Below are 19,532 nucleotides of genomic sequence, written 5' to 3'. Positions count from 1 at the left end.
TTAAACATTGAATTAGAGGCAGTTCTGAGGCGGCCGTTCAGTCGTCGCTCGAGGAGATGGGGTCCGGTTCCTCCTCCTTGAACCCGGCCGACCGCTGGATGCGCTCGGCGGCGTCGGGGTCGAACTTCGCCTCGATGTCCTGGTAGCGCGGGACGAACGAGAGCTGGTGGTGGCTCTCGGTCTCGTGGTCGAGGTAGCGCGACTCCAGGTCGAACTGCCCCTGTTCGGCGTTCTCGGCGAGGTTCTTCATGTCCTCGTAGGCCGCGTGCGCGCCCGAGTGCAGCGCGAACAGCGTGATGAAGACGTACTTGTACCCGAGGTCACCCAGTTCGGCGAACGTGAGGGGGTCTTCCTCCTCGGACCACGCGAAGCTCGAGGAGTAGTTGAACGCGAGCTTCAGGTCCGGGTGCGTCTCGTGGATGGTCTCGGCGTAGCGCGTGGCGTCCTCCCGGGAGGGGTTGGGCATCTCCGGCCAGACGAGGTCGACGCCCGCGTCGGCGTAGATACGCCCGCGTTCCAGGTGCTCCTCCCAGTCGCCGTTGGCGCTCCCGTAGGCGTCCGTGCGCGCGATGATGACCGTGTCCTCGCTCTGCTTGGCGTCGACGGCCGCCTCGAAGCGCGCGCGCGCCTCCTCGCGGGAGACGATCTGCTTGCCCGCGATGTGCCCACAGCGCTTCGGGGAGGTCTGGTCCTCGATGTGGATGGCGGCGACGCCGGCCTTCTCGTACTCGCGGACCGCCCGGCGGACGTTGTGGATGCCGCCGTAGCCCGTGTCGCAGTCGGCGACGACCGGGAGGTTCGTCGCCTCGGCGATGCGCTTCGCGTTCTCGACCATCTCGGTCATCGTGACCATCTCCAGGTCCGGGAAGCCGAACTGACCGAGCACCGTCGAGTAGCCGCTCATGTAGACGGCGTCGTGGCCGGCCATCTCCGCCAGTCGGGCGTCCAGGGCGTGGTAGAGCCCCGGGGCGAAGGCGTAGTCACCCTCCAGCAGCTCGCGGAACTTCCGACCCATCGGGTTGTCTATCTCTCGAACACCCGTCTCGGTGCTCCGAACTCGACTCGCGACCTTGTCCGTGCCGTTGTTGGCTGTCATCGTATCGTGTCTCCTGTGTTTTCGGCCCACAGGGGGCCGACGGGGACGCGCCCCCGACTGCTTCGCACCCCACCCTGCGACATATCGGACAAAAACTGTTATGATTTATAATGATAATAGTCTATAATGGCCTTGGTCGGCCTAGTACGACACTAACCTACACGGTTCTACACGGCCAGTCGGGAGGTAACACTCGGAGCGTTCGGGTCGGGGTGAGGGAGCCGACGGGGCAGGCGGGGTTACATCACGTCGTAGCCGCCCGCGACGGCGATGTACTCGCCGGTGATGAACGACGACTCCTCGCTCGCGAGGAACAGGACCGCGTTCGCGACCTCCTCGGGCTGGCCCCACCGTCGCAGGGCGTGCATCTCCTCGGTCTCCGCGATGACCGCCTCGGGGTCGTCCTGCTGCTCGACGAACTGCATCGGCATGTCCGTGTCGATGAACCCGGGGGCGACGGCGTTCACGCGGATGCCCTCCGGACCGACCTCCGTCGCCAGCGCCCGCGTGAAGTTGAGGACGGCACCCTTCGTCAGACAGTAGGTCGTCTCGGTGGGGTAGCCGAGGTAGCCGTACACCGACGAGATGTTGATTATCGACCCGCCGCCGTTCTCGCGCATCAGCGGGAGGACGGCGCGACTGCCGTTCCAGACCCCGTTGACGTTGACGTCGAGCATCGCGTCCCGCTCTTCGAGGCTCGTCTCCTCGAGGAGCGAGAACTGGTTGATGCCCGCGTTGTTGAACAGGACGTCGATGCCCCCGTGGTCGGCGGCGACGCTCTGAAGCACCGACTCGACGGCGTCGTAGTCCCGGACGTCCAGTTCGTAGAACGCCGCGGTCCCGCCCTCCTCGTCCTCGACGAGGCGGACCGTCTCCTCGCCCCCCTCGACGTCGATGTCCGTGACGGCGACGGTCGCGCCCTCGCGCGCGAACCGTCGAGCGGTCGCTCGTCCGATGCCACTCCCGGCGCCGGTGATGACGACGGTCTGTTCCGCGATATCGCTAGCGAATGCCATACGGTAGCGTCGTTAGTGGAGAGGACGATAACGGTTCGCCCGCGTCTCGGCTCCGGGCGGCTCACGGACGACACAGATATATGCCGGTCCGGTCGCTACACGCCGAGTGCATGACGACACCACTCGACGGGGAAATCGAACAGGAGGGAGACCTGAAACTGACGAGTCCGGCGTTCGACGACGGCGACCGGATGCCCGATTCGGTGGGCTACGCCAACGAGAACGAACACCCGCCGCTCCACGTCAGCGGCGTCCCCGAGGACGCGGAATCGCTCGTGCTCGTCATGGACGACCCCGACGCGGAGGCGGTCGCCGGACACGTCTGGGACCACTGGCTGGTGTACAACGTCGACCCCGACACGGAGGCGATTCCGGCGGGGGAGACGCCCGAAGGCGCAATCACCTCGTACAACGACTTCGTCGAGCAGGACTGGGGCGGCCCGGCACCGCCGGAGGGCGAACACGACTACTACTTCAAACTGCTCGCGCTGGACACGACGCTCGACTACCCGGCCGGCATCAGGAAGGCACGGCTGGGGTCGGCCATCGCGATGGAGGCGACCATTCTCGCTCAGACGCAACTCGTCGGACGGTACGACGCGGAGCAGGGGACGGCGTTCTAGAGGTTGGGTGAGGGACGACCCGTCGTGGGAGACGAGTGCGAGTAAGCCTAGGCCGGGATTTTAGCCGAATGGTTAAATCCTGTAACGAACCATTCCGAACCGTATGACGAAGCGCGAACGCATCCGCGTTTTGAAAGAGCGCATTCGAGCCGGCGGCGGGGCCAACTTCTACGACGATGAGCGATATGCAGACGACACGATCAGCGACGACGACGCTGGAACGCTGCTCACCGTCTCCGATCAGTTCGACCTCCACGACTACAGCGACAATCGTCACGAGAAACTCCTCAGGCACCTCGTCCGCGTAGCCGAGAAGGTCGGCGGCTTGACCGACGCACTCGAGGACCGCGAAGCTGCTGAGGAACTCGTCCGCTGGGTCAATCGGGAGTACGACAACCCCCGGACGAAGTGCGATTACCGGCTGGCGATCCGCGCCATGGGCAAGCACGCGCTCCGCCGTGGAACGAAGGGCGATCCGCCGGAATCCATCGACTGGATGTCCGCGAACACGCCGCGAAACTACAATCCGAAACCGTCGCGTGCCGACATGCTCGAGTGGGAAGAGGACGTCCTCCCGCTCATCAACGACGGGACAAACCCGGCCCGCAACAAGGCTCTGTTCGCCGTCCAGTTCGAGGGCGGGTTCCGACCGCACTGCGAACTCTATGAGATGAAGGTCGGTGACGTGAAGGACACTAGCTACGGTGTCGAAATCGAGGTCGACGGGAAGACCGGCCAGCGCTCGGTGACGATGATTCTCGCTCTGCCGTACCTGAACCGCTGGCTCGGCGACCATCATCCATGTCCGGGTGACGACGACGCCTACCTCTGGGTGAAGTCGAACGGCGAGCGCATGAGCTACACGACCTTCCAACGCTACTTCAAGCGAGCTGCCGACCGCATCGACCTCGAAAAGCCCGTCACGCCGAAGAACTTCCGGAAGTCGAATGCGACGTGGCTCGCCAAGCTCGGCAAGAACGAGTCGTTCATCGAGGACCGACAGGGACGCCAGCGTGGGAGCGATGCCATCTCCCACTACGTCGCGATGTATGGGGAAGACCGAGCTCGCGAGTACGCGTCGATGCACGGGCAGGACGTCGAAACTGAGGATCCGGAGGACTACACGCCGATTACCTGCCCCCGATGCCGTCGACAGACGCCCCGTGACAAGGACGTCTGTATGTGGTGCAATCAGGCGCTCGACCACGACACTTTCGAGGACCTCGAAGAGACGAAGACGACGGTCAGAGACATGGCACTCCAGCTGTTCCAGGAGGACGGCGAATTCGTCGAGGACGTCGTCACCCGAAAGGCCGTCACCCAGATGATGCTGAACGACGACGACTTCTTCGAGGAGGCGCTCGACGTCGCTGAGAATCTCGACATCGACCTGCCGACCGCCGTCGAGTGATCGGCTCACGGCTTCCCCCTCCGTTCCACGACTGCATCGAGTTCGTCGTGTAACTCGTCCAGTTCGTTGTCTGGCGTGTATCGATCTAAGAGCGCCCACGCGCAGGCGCGAGCGAAGGGATCGTCACTGCCTCTGACGACGGCGAGTACTTGCTTGCGATTCTCCTTGACGTACTCCTCGGGGTCAATGTCGTTGTCAAACATCGGGTGAGAATGGGGGTCTGGGTTGGTTTCTGTGAAGACCCGTGGTGAGCCATGGCCTGTATCGACGGGACTGCAGAGCGTCAGTGGGCGATCTCGATTAGGGATAGCACCCTGATCGCGTAGCTGTCGGTCAAACACCTCCAAGCAAACTCCCGGCGATTGCTTTGTGCAGCGCGTCCGTGCTTGTTCAAGCGTCATCTGGTCATAGCTCGGGTTTCGTGGATGGTTAGCGAACGATTCGGGCCTCAGTCGGGGGTTCGACAGTGTTAGCCCCCGTTTTCGCTTATAAACCTTCGTACACCACCCAGTCGGTTGACTGGGAGTCAGTGGTCACCTCCTCGTTCTCCTCCGATTCCTTCGACGTGGTAGACGTCGGGGTGCTGAGGCAACTGCTCCCCAGAACGCTGTGAGGATTGTCAAGAATCTGCAGCACGTCTTCCGCGTCGGCGCTGCGCGCGTTATCGAGCCCGGTGAATGCCTCAAGGACTCTGCGGTACTGGCCGAGACGTTTCTGGACGTACTTTTCGAGTTCACGTTGGCGGTCCTGTTCTCGAGTACCCATGGAGCTCTGGTGGCTGGGAGGGGCCCGATTGGGTGATTGGCCGTTCGGCGGGACGCTGAATTGTGCAGCGACATCGACCCAATACACACCCCTACTATAAATAACCAACGAGATTCGTAACTAATTCTGTTACGAACCTCGGTGTCGGCTAGAACTGTTACGGGTTTATATGCACCAGCGTTATGTGGCCTGCAGCAAGACTCTGTAGCATGACAGACCGGTCCAACGCGCTCCTTACCAAGAGCCAACGCGACAAGATACGGGAGGGAGGCGAAGACGCCGAGCATACCCGACAGTATCGACAACGGGTCCGCGAGCGCACCCGGAACGGGACGATCGATCTCGGGATACTCTTTGAGCACATGGAAGCCCGAGACATCAAGCAAGTATTCGGCCCAGACGTCAGTCACCTCAACGAACTTCAGAACGCAGTTGACGATGTTCGATCGCTTCTCAGCGGATATGGATCTAAACGGGGTCTCCGAAATCAGGTGGATGAGCTGGAGATGTTAGCGGAAGAGTATTCAGATGATTTTCGCCAGATCAACCAGCCCGAGGAAGACAATCAACCCGGTGAGTGGTACCACTCTCAGCAGGAGCTGAATGAGCAACATAAAAACAGGCTTGAATCGCTCCAGCAGAGTGCGTCGGAGATCATCGACGTGTACGGGGAATGGGTGGAGAATATCGAACAGGCACAGAATGATCTCGAACAGCTGGTTGGCTCTGGCCAATATGATTCCGAATACCAGAACCGCATCCAGAAAGTGGTTGATGAGCTTGAAAAGCTACATCAGCGAACGTCCTCAGGCAAGGAGGAATTGAAAGAGATTATCGAAGAGATCAACTATCAAATTCGGCGAAACGAGTCCGTCCCGCCGGGGATCGTTGATGATCTGAGCGCTTCGGTGCAGACAGTCAAACGATCAAGAAATGGTGTTTGGTCAGAGCTTTCTGAGCTTGATGACCAGATTCAGATGGATCTTGGGCAATCAACCTTTGAACAGGGCCTACGCGACGACGTCGTGTCTGCACTGGCGTTCTATCTTCGCGTTAGCGAAGTCCTGGGTACCTCGACAGAAGGGCTGGTCGAGGACGCTCTCGTTCGGACGTTTGAGCAAGAGCACCCAGATGACGTGATTGGACACGCAACAGTAGATATCGCTGCCGACAACCGGACGAAGGCTGTCAAACAAGGTTCGAGGAAACTCACTGAGGGTGACACTCGACTGTCCAGCACGGAACTCAGAGCGATCGCCGAGACCAAACCAAGCCTGTTGAGCAAAATGCAACGACAGCGCGAACTCACAGCGAGAGATTTTCGAGAAGCGGTTCTCGAAAATCCGGGTCAGTTAGAGGAAGGGCTAGAGATTGTGGACGCAGAACCGGATGCGCCGGGTGATACAGTCGTTCCGGATCTCGTGGCAAAAGATACGGACGGGAATCTCGTCCTGGTCGAACTCAAACGTTTGGCGAACATCGAACAGCGCCCCAAATCGACGGTAAATCGCGTCGGTGAACTCATCAACCAGTATGGGGGCGAGGGTCGGGTACGGGCCTTCATTGTGGTTCCCGATTTTGAACTCAAAGAGAGGGACGAGGAGACGTCACTGCATAACGTCCTAAGCTCTGAAGGGCCAATCGAATTGAAGCCGGTGGCGTTGGTCTGATCGGAATGGCTTTGGCTCAGAGGGAATCCGTTTCAATACTCGTTACACGCACGCTTCCTCAAGATTGTCCTGACATTTTTGATCATGCCACCGAGTGTTAACCAACAAATGGCCTTTGCGATGATCCTGTTGGTTAATATGGCCTCTGAAACCATCAGCTCAGACAGGGAAAATTGACGCTGTTGATTCCAGGAATTTCGGAGAAGAGGTCCTAATGGAGGCTAATCCGTGTGACTTTATACATTTGTCCTGTGGCATGGTTCAGAGACAGCGAAGAAGCGGATCACCTGGATACAGCTGCTATCCTCGTCCTGCTACAGAGAGGAAAGCGTACGCGAGTAATTGGAGCAGATTGCACATCTCTACAATCACCAGAGACCGCACAATCATTCAGCGGAAGAACGCCAGCTGAAGAGGTGGTAAACTAAAATGTGTCCGTCGAGAAGAGTTAGCTGGAGTTTGATTATAGTAATTATTTTAACCGTTACCGAATTGTTGGTAACCATCAGATGTACGAAGTGCTCGACGACACGGCGGCCCAGGTCCTCCTCGCCATCGAGAGTGGCGACTCCATCCGCCGCGTCGCCCAGCACCTCCACACACCCTACGAGACGGTTAGACAGGCAGCCAACCGGCTCGAGGAGGCAGGCTACGTCCACTATGATGATGGCCTCTCAGTTGTCGACGACCGCGTGCGCAATGCAGCGCGCGAGCTGGTCGCTGCGAGCGCCGGCGTCAGTCCGCCATCGATCGAGGAGGCGTACGTCATCCCGCAGTTCGGGGAGTGGCCGTTCGCCTTCACGCGGATCGACGCCGTCTACGTCTGGACCCAGGGCGGCTACCAGGTCAGCCGCGATCCCGACGATTACCCGCTGTTCATCGCTGTTCGCGAGCAGGACATCGACGCCTGGGAGACGTTCTTCGCATCATTCGGGCTGCCAACCGCCTCCGAGCGCCAGCCCAGCGACGAGATCGATGGGCCGCTGCAGATAGTTCTCGATCCACAGCCGTCACTCGAAATCGAGGATGTGGAAGGCTACCCGGTCATCCCCCGCGAGAACACGATTGAATACATGTGTGACCACTACGCGACCTTCAAGTCGGCGCTAGCGATGCTGGACCGGATGTACGAGGATCTCGATCTCGGCATCACATATCGAGAGAGGGAATGGTCGCAGACATGAGTTTCCACAACCGGAGTGACGCGCTCATCGAACTGCTCGAGGAACTCACTCAAGAGAGACACGAGTACCTTCATGTCGGGTGCAACGCTGTCTCAGCGTTCAACGCACGCATTCTCCACGGACCTCGGGTAGTTACTACGACTCTTCTTCAACTTCCGCCTCTTGAAGACCCACACCGAATTCGTTGAGCTGCTTCTGTCTGCCCAGCTCAGCAGTAATTCGCTCTTCACATTCTTTCCGGAGGCCATCCTTCATGTCCTCGATTCGCCAATTAACCCACTTATCCTCGAGGACCTGCTCCAGGTCGTCCTTGGCCGTATAGTTCGACACCACCTTCAAGTCAGCACGGTCGTCGTCCCACTCAGAGAGGAAATTAATGCGTTTACCCGCCTCAATCAGGTCATCCACGATGCCCGTCACGCGCTCCTCAGAGTAGTTCAGTGAACTGCTCGAGACGTACGATTCGATATCTACACGATCAACACAAGGATGTCGCCCTTCGACTCGACGTGCCTGCACCACGACTCGTAGCTGATCGACAATGATTGCGGTTGGTAAAACATCTGCCTGGCCAAAGCTCGTGGTAACTCGGTCTAGCTCCCCGTTCAACGCTGACATATCGTGCGTGTGTCGGCGGTCTAGTTCCTGAAGCATCGCATCCGGCTCGTCAGCCTCCAAGTTGTCCGGGAACGACGTCGGGCGGGCTTGACGAATCCACAGCTCGTCGTGGTGGGCGTCCACGACCCAGGTAATGAACTCGGCCCCCTCCTCGATGATGGCCTTCGCGATTTTGTCGCCGTGATTGACGTACGTCGAAACCACGAATTCCATATGGTCGATCTCGCTTCCCAGGTACTCCTCTTCGATGTGCTCCTTGTGGTTTTCGGCAGTCTCCTTGCGCTCCTCGAGCTGATTCACCACAGTGTCGGCGCTCGCCGGGACCGAGGACTTGGCCTCGCCGAATATCACATTCCCATCCAGGTTCCACAACAGGAAATCGAAGTTCGGAACGCCGAGTTCCTCCAGCGGTTCGGCGGTGAAGAACTTGTAGCCAGCCGGTCGTCCCTGTACGAACGGGAAGATAGAGTAGCTGATTAGTTTTCGGTGTTGGCGTTGAACACTGATTTCCTCACGCAGATTTTCACTCTTGGACTGCTCAGGGAACCCTGCGAGCTTATGCTCGACACACTTGCCGTACAATCCACGATACTTCGTTTCTTGACCCTCAGGCACCGATTCAGGAGGGTCAACATTCGTCATGCGTTAGGCTGCTGACTGAGATTCGTACAGTCGCATTTCGGCGCCACCATCTAACAGCTGTATCACGGCTAGATAGAACTCAACAAGAGACGGGAACGAGCAGTCGTGTTTCGGCACGATACGCATCGACTCCTCGGTCGCACTCACATTGAATAAGGAGCCTCGGTTTTCGTCAGTAACTTGCGCAGAGAAGTCGAGCGATCCAGCCTGCTTGGTGACGTCCGTGAAGCTGAAATTCAGGTCATCACTGTTCTTTGTACCCTTGATAAAATTCTCTGCCTGCATCAACGACACTTGCTGATCAAAATCTATCTCACCAGAACTCACCTCCGGCACTTGCACTTTCAAGTTTCCCGGCACCACCTCTCGCTTCTCGAACTTAATCTGATTCGCCACATCCAGCAATTCGAGCACATTTACCACGACCTCGCTCAGCAGGTCAAACAGGATGTTGAAGCTCTCTTTGTTGACGGTTTCGAGCGTGAACTTGCCGGACGTGTCGATTCGGATCGAGACGTTCTCGTGTTCGTACTGAATCCGAGTCGGGACAACCCCATACTCATCACGGAATTCATCGAGTCGATCCCGACCATCAGCGCCTTTGTATTCGATTTCCCGGTCAACATCCGGTCGCGTTCGAGCGTCAGCAAGGCTTGGCACACGCTTTGATTTAAACTCGGAAATCCGCATATCGTCGTAGGTACTGAGGACAATTTCGTTCATCGTCTGGAAATCCTCAGTCATAATCGGCATCGGCGACAAGCAATCGCTGTGCTCCGAAACTGGACGGAGCGACTGCCTAATCGCTTCCTCCGTTTCGGCAGTCAACACCATCTGAAGATCGTCTTTATACTGTCCAGCGTAGAATTTTGCCGGCTGCTCCGCACCCTTTCGGTTCCTATACTTGCCGACGAACTTCGTGATGCCGCCGAGGTCCTCAGTCTCGTAATGTTCGTCAAGGTAGTCACGCCAGCCATCGTCAGAGAGGTAGAGGAAGGATTTGATGCGCTGGCCGTGGTACCCTTCGAGGACACGCTCTGGCGAGTCGAAGATCACTCGACAGAACTCCTTGAGATTGTATTGTCCTTCTGGGATGTGCATTAGGATACCTCCGGCAGCGTTGTTGATTGATTGTCGCACACCAGACCGTATATTAGTTCCCCCTTCGTCGCGAAAATGAAAATCCGGCGTATAAAGACCTTCTAACCCCGAATTTGGGGTATATGATAACGATGTATCTAGTTCAGCACCTCGTCATCTGGTGTTCGTCCATTCACTGCTGAGCTTGGTCTATCATAGTAGAGTGGTGTCTGAATTGCCTGAGCCATTACGGAGGCTGGCTAGACTACCCCACTAGAATGAGTGAAATCGGTCATCCGCATTGAGACCGTTTGAATCGATGGGGAGTCTCGTCAGGTGAGGACTTCTATTCTGACCGAGTATCAATATTCAGAAATCAATTCCGCCATAGAACGAAGGTCAGATTCGATTACAGAGTGCTCGCTCGGGCCCCATTCAAACCGTTCTTCGATGCCGGCATCGGTGAATCGAAGTGAGGCACGAATACTGCGATCGGGATTATGCTGTAGGAGAGCCAGCGCGTACGCGAGCATCTGAGGTCGATAGTGTTCTGCTAGATCATCCGACGTCGTAGATGAGAGGTCGTTGGTCTTGTAGTCGATAATGTGGTATGCGTCTGGAGTGACAAGCAGTCGGTCGATATCACCAACGATCCGCGACTCACCAATTCGAGCGACAACAGAGTATTCGTCGTAGACCGCTTGGAGCTGGGAATTGGTCTCAACTTGGTCCACAAATTCGACCGCATCAGTAGCGTGATCGACAGCGTCCTTGAGGTCTGTTTCCGTCGGCTCCTCACCGGCCATCCGACTCAGACGTCGAATCAGGGTTGGCCAGTCGTCTCTCGGTGGGCGGAGTTCGTTAATCCGGTGGACGACCGTCCCAAACGTCGTGGGGCTCAGTCCGGCCGACCCCTCACGCTGAGAGTAACTGTGACCGTCCGTAGACGCATCCGCCACCGCATTCACGAGTGCCGTAGCCGCAATCCGCTTCGCCGGCGCCAGCGTCGGTGGCGAGGGTATCGAAATCTCGGGCGGAGAATCCACAGCGTTGGCATCAGTATCCCAGTCTACTGGGTGCGGCGGCCTACGAACGGTATAGCTGGCCCTATCCATCTCGCCACGGGCCTGTCCATCTCGAACCGCCTCGGCGACGAGTGCTCCGTCGAGGAGGGCTGGCTGTAACCAGTCGCGCCACCGGTCTGCGTCGTCGAAGGCTGCAGGCTCGCCGAGTTCGATTGTCCCGGACTCGTCGACGTCGATATCGTGCGTGCCGCAGAGGAAGAGGTGATCCCGCGTTCGTGTACACGCAACGTAGAGGAGCCGTTTCGACTCCGCCCGTTCCTGAGGACGCGACTGCCGATCGGCGTATTCGTGGACGGCCGTCTTCTCGATCGAAAACGCATCGCTCGGATTCGGCCCACCAACCGCCGGCACCGGCGGCGCGTCATCAGTTCCGTCCACGAGTTGAACGTACCCATGGTCGTCGACGGAGCGACCGAAGTTGAGGTCACTCCCGAGATCGGGGACGGTGACGATCGGAAACTCGAGTCCTTTCGCAGAATGGATCGTCATTATCCGAACGCCCTCGACGTCTCCGGGAATATCGGCCTCCCCCTCACGGGGGTCGATTTCGACTTGTCGGTCGATACGGTGGAGCAATCCGGCAGTGGTGTGAACCCCGTTCTCGCTCCAGGTGCGGACCTGATCGCGGAACTTCTCGACGTTCGCGACGGCCTGTCGACCGCGTTCGTCAGCGCTTACGCTCGCTAAATAGCCAGTATCGTCAATCACGCGCGACAGCAGGCGGTTCCACGGGAGGACGCCATCCTCGGACGGCGTCGCGCAGCCACTGAGGGTCCGCCACCTCGACAGGAGGTCGAAGGCCTCCGCCAGTTGCGGGTCGTCCGTCTCGCCGAGCGCGTCCCACACTGACTCGGCCTCCGCGACCGCCGGTGCGAGGCGATCATCGGTGAACCCGAACAACGGTGACCGAAGCACCCCGTAGAGGGAAACGTCGTCCCGTGGGTCACCAAGCACCCGAAGCAGGTTCGTGAGCGCCTGGACCTCGGGCGTATCGTAGAACCCGACGCCACCGACGACAGTGTAGGGAATGTCGTACTCCTCGAGCGCCCGCTGATACCGATCCAGATGTGTTCGCCGGCGGAGGAGGATCGCAACGTCGTCGGGTGTGGCGTCGCGATGAACACCTGTGTCGGGGTCTTGGATTGTCGGCGGATCGTCGAACAGATGAGTCAGTCGAGCAGCGAGCGCTTGCGCCTCGGCCTCGATGGTGTGGTCAAGCGCTCCTTCGGCGACCGGATGGTCGTCGCCAAAGAGCTCCGCCGCCGTATCGGCGTCGTCGGGGACAGCGAGATACTCGACGCTGCCGGTCAGTCCCTCGATGTTTTCGACCCGGTCGCGCTCCGTGGTCAGCTCCTGTGGTGGCGCTTCGAAGGGTGCGTGGTGGTCACCCTCCGGCTGGAACAGGTACTCGAAGAGCTCGTTTAGAAACGACAGCGGCTCGTCCAGCGTCCGGAAGTTCCCGGAGAGTTCGAGCGTCGTCGGACTCTCGGCGTCGTTGTCGGGAACGTCGTCGACGCCACGCGCTTCATTGACGGCCTGAAGTTCCGCTCTTGCCTCCCCAAACGTCGTCACGTCGGCCCCACGGAATCCGTAGATGCTCTGTTTCTCGTCGCCAACCAGGAAGACGTTCGACGCTGTCCCTTCCTCGACGCCCGTGAGGAGCTTGACCAGCTCCCACTGGCGCGGATCCGTGTCCTGGAACTCGTCGACCATCACGGCCGCAAACTGCTCTCGAAGCCGCTTCGTAACCGCATCGGTGGCTCGCAAGAATTCGAGGGTCGTCTCGATCACGTCAGGGAAGTCGAGCGTATCGCGGCGCTCCTTCTCAGCTGTGTAGGCTGCAAGTAGGTCGTCGAAGACCCGCATCAGAGCGAGCGCGTAGTGAGCACTATTCGATTCCAGTTCGCCGGGCGTCGTCTCGACCGCATCCACATGTGACTCAACGGCCGAGATGACCGCGTCGATGGCGTCCTTCAAGTCATCGTAGACGTCACCGTACTCACCCCAATCGTTCCGATCACCGACGACGTACCCGGAACTGCTGTACAGGCCGCCGTTCTCCTTCTCACAGGCCTCGTAAAGCTCGAGGATTGCCCGCTGACAGTCGCGAGGATCGCTCTCTTTAGGCTCGTCAGGGAGTGTGGTCGCGACCTCAGTGAAGGTCCGGTAGGCTCGAAGGCCATCCTCATCGGAGATCGCGGCCTCGCGGTCGACGCGACCCGCGACCGTGCGTAGCAGCTCGATGAGTCCGTCCGCATACAGCGTCTTTCGAGCATCGGCAACGTCGAGGTCACAGACGACCTCCCAGAGGACGTCGACGTAGTCGTCAACCTGGGCGTCACCCCACTCATCGAGAACGGCCTCGCTCTGTGGGCGTTCGTCAAGTAGTCCTGCGAGTACGGCGACCAACTGGTCGCGACCCCAGATCTGAGCGAGGAGCGCGACATCGTCATCATCCTGGTTTCGTTCGAGGAACTCGGTCACGACCTCGCGTTGGAGTGTCGCGGCGCCGTCTTCATCGAGCACGTCAAACCCGAGCGGGACCGGGGCCTCGACGGCCCGTTCTCGCAAGAGCCGGGTACAGAACGCGTGAATGGTGTGAACGTAGCCATCCTCCAAATCGTCGAGGACGTTTCGCCAGCGGTGGTAGGCCTCTGGTGAATCGACGGCTTCGAGTCGGTCGTACACCTGTTCCCGGACGCGCTCGGTCAGTTCGGTAGCGGCCTTTCGTGTGAAGGTGATCGTGACGATATTCTCCGGGGTGAGCGACGGGTTTTCGGCCAGTATCGTCACGTACCGCTCGGTCAGCGTCGTCGTCTTCCCGGTCCCGGCGCCGGCAGTGATCGCGACGTTCCGGCCCTGGACGAGCGCATCCTTCTGTTCCCCTGTGAGCTGAATCTCCTTGGGTTCCTCAGTCATCGCTCATCACCGCCTCGATGTCCTCGTCGTCGCGAACACGGAGCGGAACGTACGCAGCATCGTCCTCGTGAACCTCGCCGACGAACTCCCGCTTGCGGTGATGGCGGACATCGCACGCCCGCCGGTAGTCACAGTATCGGCAGTTCGCACCCCGAGCAGAGAGGAGCGTTGTATGGAACCGTCCGTTCCCGATCGCCTCGTCGATCTGGCCCAACCACTCCGGAACGACATCGTTCAGGAAACGACGGAGTTCGACCTCTGAATCGAACTTCGACTCGACTCCGCGTGGAACCTTGAGGTCGTTGGGGGGTCGCACCTGATAGTACGTCGCTGAAAGCGATCCCTGCTCGAACAGATCACCGTCGACGACGTTGGCCGCAGCGAGCAGATAGATGGGGAGCTGGAACTTCGTGCCGCCAGTCGTCTTGGTCATATACGGTGCTCGACCAGTCTTGTAGTCGTACAGCGTGAGTATCGGTTGCTCGCCATCCCGGCTCACGTCGACGCGGTCGATGTATCCACGAATCGAGACGGTCGAACCGTCCGGTCGCTCAACTGTGAACGGACCCGCATCCGAGTCGGGGAGCCCCTCGCCGAACGGTGCCTCTAACAGGTGTGGGCGGGCGACGCTATCTCGCGAGAGTTCATTGTCGAGGAAGGTAGTGAACAACCCCTGTTCCGGCGCGTTGTGGGGTTTGCTCCCGGCCTCGTACGGAGCGCTCCCATCGTCACCGAGACCCGCGAACAGCTCCGCCTTCCACCGCTCGTGGAACAGGCCCTCGTACCCGAAGTCAGCATCCCGGAGTTCCTCGACGGCGATCTCGCGAAGGTGCGTCGCCAGGTCGTCCCGGTCGAAGTCTGTGAGATCGACACCATCCTCGGTCTCGTCCTGTAAATCCGCGAAAAACCGTTCGAGGACGTCGTGAACGTACGACCCGGTTTCGAGGGGTGTAGGGACGACCTCAACGTCGTCGGGATCTTCGATTCCGAGAACCTTGTCAGCGTAGAATTTGAAGCCACACTCGACGTATCTCTCGATCCGACTAGCGCTGTAGGGTTCCCGCTCCGACGGGGGATACACCTCTGCGACGGTCTCGGGTTCCACCACGCCGTCGTGTTCGGAGAGGCCAGTCGTTCCCCTGTTGTCCGCACAACGAAGCCCCCGGTCTGTGCGCTTGGTCTGCTCGGGTGAGAGGTCGCCTCGGTCGCCGGCGCGGCTGACTGCCGCACGTCGGTCGGTGGTCTCAGCGACGTGTCGCTGGAGGTCTTCGCGGGAGCCCACCCGGTTGTCGACGCCGTCTTCGGGTTCGATTCCAGTCACGCGCTGAAGTTCGTCGAGGATCGGTGACCGGACGACGGCAGATTCGTCGTCGCCCGTTTCGGGCGTGGTGATCGTGAGTTCGTCGACGTTCGCGAGCAGCGTCGCGAAGAGATAGCGGCCACGGAGTCGCTCGTCTCCGGTGTCGAATCGCGGGTGGATGTCCGTCATCTCCTCAAAGAAGGCCGGCCGTTCTGGCGTCACCGGGAAATGGTCACTCGTCAGCCCCACGAGGAATACCTTCTCGAAGGACCGCATCCGGGCGTCGAGCAACCCCATCACTTCGATGTGGCCGCCGGCAGCACGTTGCGGGACCCGAATCGGCACGCCGTCGAAGGCGCGAGTGAGCAGTGCCAATGGAGAGAGGTCGCTACTGACGGCCGCCAGCGACTCGAACGAGGAGAGGACCTCGTCCACGAGGTCGTGGGCCCGCAGTTCGACAGCTTGCTCGGCACCGCTGGCGTAGTCCTCCGTTGCCGCCTCCAGGTCGAACTGGTCGTCCAACAGCCGTCGGAGCGTCTCGGTTGCATCCTCGACGTCGCCCGTTCGGAGCGTCTCCAGTGTGGCCAGCAGATCCTCGATCACCGCCGCGGCCTCGTCGTCGACGTCATCGAGCAGGGGCGACACCGAAACCGTGTCACGCCGGCGAGCAGCTGCCGTGACGGCGTTGGCCTGGTTGGCCTCGACAACATCGACCAGTGGATTCGCCAGCAGGGACGTGAGGTCCTCGGCACGGGAGTCGGGTTCGGCAAGGTTCAGGAGATCGTGTACGACACTTCCGGTGAAAGTCCGATCCAACTGTGAGGCGGCGGTCGTGACGTGCGGAATGTCGAATGTATCGAACGTGTCCTCAACGTAGCCCGAATAGGCCTCGGTACCCGGAACGACGACGGCGAGGTCGTCGGGATCCCGTCCAATGGCCAGCTCAGTTCGGAGTTCGCGGGCTACGAAGCGAATTTCACGCTCGGGCGTGGGGAGTTCCCGCCATCGCAGAGCATCAGGAGTCGGAATAGTGTCGGGGTTCGGGCGATAGAGAGCTTGGGTGATCGTTCCGAAGGCCCGCCCGGCATCATCGGTGTGATCGAGTTCTACCGTCTCGAAGTCCAGCGATTCGTAAATTTCTAGGGCGTCTTCCGCCACGGCGTCGACACCAGTCCGGTCATCCTGATGGAGTGGTAGCAGTGCGATCATCGGGAGTTCATCGACGATTCGTTCGATGACGCGACGTTCGACGGGGCGGAACTCGTGATACCCAGAGAGGACGACGACATCCAGTTCCGGTGAGAGTGCCGAGAGCGACCGCTCTGTCGAAGCGACGGCGTGGAACATCTCTCCCCGGGTACAGACCCACTCATCGACGTAGTCGGCGTGGAGATCCCGGTAGTGACGATAGGCGTCGACGGTGGCTGTCGCAATACGGTCATCAAGCGCTGAGCCCTCGAACTCCGCTGCCAGCGCGTCGGCAGTCCCGACGCCGGCGTCGTCGAAGAGTGAAAAGCGACTACTGAACGAATCCGCGAGGGCAGCCGAGGCGGGTTCGCCGGCGAGAGCCCCTGTCGTTTCGGCCGTAGTTCTGTCGAGTCCGTACTCCGTGAGCCGGCGGTTCAGCTGCCCTGAGAGTGGTTGGACCAGACCGTTGAGGTCCTCGTACCACTCGCGAATGACCGCATCAAGTGTCTCGGCACGAAGACGAAGCGGGTCGTGCGACGCGGCCCAGCTATCCTCAACCGCACTGCGGCGAGCGTCGTTCCGAGTTATGTAGAGAATACTGCCCAGGGAATCAGTTGCAATGTCATTAGCCCGCTGAAATGCCCGCTGTTCCAATCGGGCGTGTTTCGGACCGGTAAGAAGTGTTGAATCCATCGAACACTCCCTACCAAGATATCGGCCACACTTCACTCTTGGCGAGACTGACAGCTTGGGAGGACCACAATTAGTTCTCGGCAATGTAAAGAGAGTTCAAGGACTCAATCGACCATCGCTATCCCTGGATCACCGCATCAGAGAGTCTCTTGCCGCGTTCAGTCTATCTGAATTGCTTTGCTAGCGGCGTCAAGTGGATCTGTGTAGAAAACAAGCTGAAGCTGATCAAGAAGCTCGTCCGGTATCTTCGCCATATCCTCTTTGTTTTTAGCCGGCAGTAACACGGTTTTGGCCCCTGCATCTGCTGCTAATTGTAGCTTGTCGATCAATGAGCTTACTGCAACCAATTCTCCCATCAGACTCATAGCACCCAGAATTACAGTCTGGGACCGAACAGGTCGATCGAGAATTCCTGAGGCGATTCCTACAAGCAAGCCGACACTCGTCTCGCCTCCTTCATTCGCGTCGGAGGGATTGAGTACTTGAACATTGATATTGTACTCATCCAGCGTCTCATCGCGGCGGAGTTCCCGCATATTCGCTTGAAGATAGTCACACGCAGTCTCGAACGATTCTTTCATTTTTTTGCCTGGCGTCCCCGAGATGTTCGTTTTGCCAGAGCCAGGGAGTGTCTGTGTTTCGATGCGGAACGGAGCGTGACGACCTTCGCTTTCGCCGATAGTGTAGACAGTCCCTGCTTGCTGTGTACCAGGCGGAATGAGAGCCTCATCGGCCTCCTCGGGAACCGGAACGTAGAGTTCTTCCTTCGTTTCTAAGTCCAGATACGAGAACTCGACTGCACGATACTCCATACCACCCATCCGCTTCAACTGTTCTTTGACGCGACGACGTCCCTCCATAGCGAATTCGAGATATTCACGAAGCTCTTCTTTTGTGTATTCTCCATGCGGGTGGAGTAATTTGAGCAGGCCAGATACCGTCTTCCGGACGGCCCTTTCGTCTCGTTGGTTCAGGTGGTCTCCGAATGCGAACTCCTCGTTGATCGCATCGCCATAGGATTCCTTGCGGAGTTCGCGGACAAACTCGGCGAAGTAATCGACGATGAACCCGAACTGATCACCGAAGAACTCGGACCGCATCTTTGGGACTTCCCAGCCGGGGAGGTAGTAGTGGAAACGGTCGATGAGGGCGAGGTCCTGCATATCTTCTGGGAACGGCTCGAAGAGGTGGGAGCTCTTGAGAACGCCTTCGACATCCAAGTCAATGTTTCCAACATAGACCATCGAAGCCTGAGCCGTGAGTTCCTCAGTTCCGCGGGAGAAGCTCCCAGACTCCATGTAGTCTTTGAGCATCTGGACCGCTTCAGAGTCGCTGAACTGGAGGCCTCCGACCTCGTCGAATGCCACGACGTCCCAACGGCCAACGAGACCGATTCGTCCAGTATTGAGGTTCAGGAAGAGCTTCGCAACGGTGGTTTTTCCACCGGAGATGAGGATCGAGTGAGGGCTGATTTCACGGTACAGATAGCTCTTTCCCGTTCCGCGGGGCCCTAATTCGACGTAGTTGTAGTTGGACTCGACGAGAGGGAGACACCGAGTTAGAAAGAGTAGCTTCTCGCGGTCGCTGAACGCGGAAGGGTCGTACCCGACGCTCTGGAGGAGAAGATCCATCCACTCGTCGCGCGTGAATTCTCGTCGACGGTCTTTCAGTTGGTCGAGGTCGAGGTTCGACACCTGTATCGGTTTGAACGATTCGATACCGAACAAGCTCTTGGGACTTTTTGCGTTGTCTGGGAGGTATTCCAAGTCAATGATGGCCCAGACACCGCCGCCCAACAGCTTCGGGTGCTTACTGACGAGATGTTCGTTGACCTCGACGTCGTTGAGTCCGAGATTGACGAACGAGCCGATGTAGGCGTCCTGCTGCTCGTCGAGTCTGACGGTTACTTTATCGATGACACGGTATCGCCCTCGCTCGCGTACTTCGCTTTTGACGTACTCGGCCTCGTCGGGGCGAACGTAGTGCTTCGACAGAATTTGTTTGACTTTTTCCAGCCCCTCCTCAAGTGATTCCTCATCGTCAGTGGCGCAGTATTGTCCGATGAGATATTCCAGGACATAGGTGGGGACGTTCACTCCCGACTTGATATCTTGAACGAGATCCTTCCGGACGACGCGTCCGGGAAAGACGTCGAGAGCTTTCTGATCGACGTCCTCAGTACTCATTATATACCGGAAGTGTAGCCGGGGGCATATTGGTGTCGGTCATGCTAAGTGGAACA

At 58.9% G+C, this 19,532-nt stretch carries 13 protein-coding genes; 4 read left to right on the top strand and 9 right to left on the bottom strand.

From position 1 onward, the window contains the following. Positions 1-37: 37 nt before the first annotated feature. Positions 38-1,015 (bottom strand): isocitrate lyase, encoded by a 978-nt coding sequence (gene aceA, locus P1Y20_RS13915; protein WP_304449495.1) that lies wholly within the window; start codon positions 1,013-1,015, stop codon positions 38-40. Positions 1,016-1,335: 320 nt separating this feature from the next. Next, complete coding sequence (locus P1Y20_RS13910) at positions 1,336-2,112, bottom strand: SDR family NAD(P)-dependent oxidoreductase (RefSeq protein WP_304449255.1); 777 nt, start codon at positions 2,110-2,112, stop codon at positions 1,336-1,338. Between the two features lie 110 nt (positions 2,113-2,222). Here P1Y20_RS13910 and P1Y20_RS13905 point away from each other — a divergent pair, with 110 nt between their 5' ends. Together P1Y20_RS13905 and P1Y20_RS13900 are read left to right on the top strand one after the other, a co-directional pair. Next, complete coding sequence (locus tag P1Y20_RS13905; protein ID WP_304449254.1) at positions 2,223-2,735, top strand: YbhB/YbcL family Raf kinase inhibitor-like protein; 513 nt, start codon at positions 2,223-2,225, stop codon at positions 2,733-2,735. Positions 2,736-2,838: 103 nt separating this feature from the next. Next, positions 2,839-4,146 carry a site-specific integrase gene (locus P1Y20_RS13900; RefSeq protein ID WP_304449253.1) on the top strand — a complete coding sequence of 436 codons (1,308 nt, stop codon included), beginning with the start codon at positions 2,839-2,841 and terminating at the stop codon, positions 4,144-4,146. Positions 4,147-4,151: 5 nt separating this feature from the next. Here the strand turns inward: P1Y20_RS13900 and P1Y20_RS13895 are convergent, their stop codons facing one another. Together P1Y20_RS13895 and P1Y20_RS13890 are read right to left on the bottom strand one after the other, a co-directional pair. Then, positions 4,152-4,349, bottom strand: a complete 198-nt coding sequence (locus P1Y20_RS13895) for a hypothetical protein (RefSeq protein ID WP_304449252.1) — start codon at positions 4,347-4,349, stop codon at positions 4,152-4,154. Between the two features lie 283 nt (positions 4,350-4,632). Further along, entirely contained in the window at positions 4,633-4,911 is a 279-nt protein-coding gene (locus P1Y20_RS13890; protein WP_304449251.1) for a hypothetical protein, read from the bottom strand. Between the two features lie 209 nt (positions 4,912-5,120). Here P1Y20_RS13890 and P1Y20_RS13885 point away from each other — a divergent pair, with 209 nt between their 5' ends. Both P1Y20_RS13885 and P1Y20_RS13880 read left to right on the top strand, forming a co-directional pair. Beyond that, positions 5,121-6,581: a hypothetical protein gene (locus P1Y20_RS13885; RefSeq protein ID WP_304449250.1), complete on the top strand. Its 1,461-nt coding sequence runs from the start codon at positions 5,121-5,123 to the stop codon at positions 6,579-6,581. A gap of 509 nt (positions 6,582-7,090) precedes the next feature. Beyond that, the gene (locus P1Y20_RS13880) at positions 7,091-7,765 is read left to right on the top strand and encodes a helix-turn-helix domain-containing protein (RefSeq protein ID WP_304449249.1); all 675 of its coding nucleotides are present in this window, start codon (positions 7,091-7,093) and stop codon (positions 7,763-7,765) included. A 135-nt stretch (positions 7,766-7,900) separates the two neighbouring features. Here P1Y20_RS13880 and P1Y20_RS13875 read toward each other — a convergent pair whose 3' ends face one another. The 5 genes from P1Y20_RS13875 to brxL form a co-directional block, all read right to left on the bottom strand. After that, positions 7,901-9,025 (bottom strand): hypothetical protein, encoded by a 1,125-nt coding sequence (locus P1Y20_RS13875; RefSeq protein WP_304449248.1) that lies wholly within the window; start codon positions 9,023-9,025, stop codon positions 7,901-7,903. Positions 9,026-9,028: 3 nt separating this feature from the next. Next, the gene (locus tag P1Y20_RS13870; RefSeq protein ID WP_304449247.1) at positions 9,029-10,126 is read right to left on the bottom strand and encodes a hypothetical protein; all 1,098 of its coding nucleotides are present in this window, start codon (positions 10,124-10,126) and stop codon (positions 9,029-9,031) included. A 341-nt stretch (positions 10,127-10,467) separates the two neighbouring features. Beyond that, positions 10,468-14,109: a UvrD-helicase domain-containing protein gene (locus P1Y20_RS13865; protein ID WP_304449246.1), complete on the bottom strand. Its 3,642-nt coding sequence runs from the start codon at positions 14,107-14,109 to the stop codon at positions 10,468-10,470. Further along, positions 14,102-17,290, bottom strand: coding sequence for a PD-(D/E)XK nuclease family protein (locus P1Y20_RS13860; RefSeq protein ID WP_304449245.1), 3,189 nt, complete (start codon positions 17,288-17,290; stop codon positions 14,102-14,104). The genes P1Y20_RS13865 and P1Y20_RS13860 overlap by 8 nt, the downstream gene beginning before the upstream one ends. Positions 17,291-17,448: 158 nt before the next feature. Then, positions 17,449-19,476: a protease Lon-related BREX system protein BrxL gene (gene brxL / locus P1Y20_RS13855; RefSeq protein WP_304449244.1), complete on the bottom strand. Its 2,028-nt coding sequence runs from the start codon at positions 19,474-19,476 to the stop codon at positions 17,449-17,451. Positions 19,477-19,532: the final 56 nt, after the last annotated feature.

Source organism: Halomarina ordinaria, from assembly GCF_030553305.1.
Lineage (GTDB): Archaea > Halobacteriota > Halobacteria > Halobacteriales > Haloarculaceae > Halomarina > Halomarina ordinaria.
This window is presented reverse-complemented; position numbering and strand designations above follow the sequence as displayed.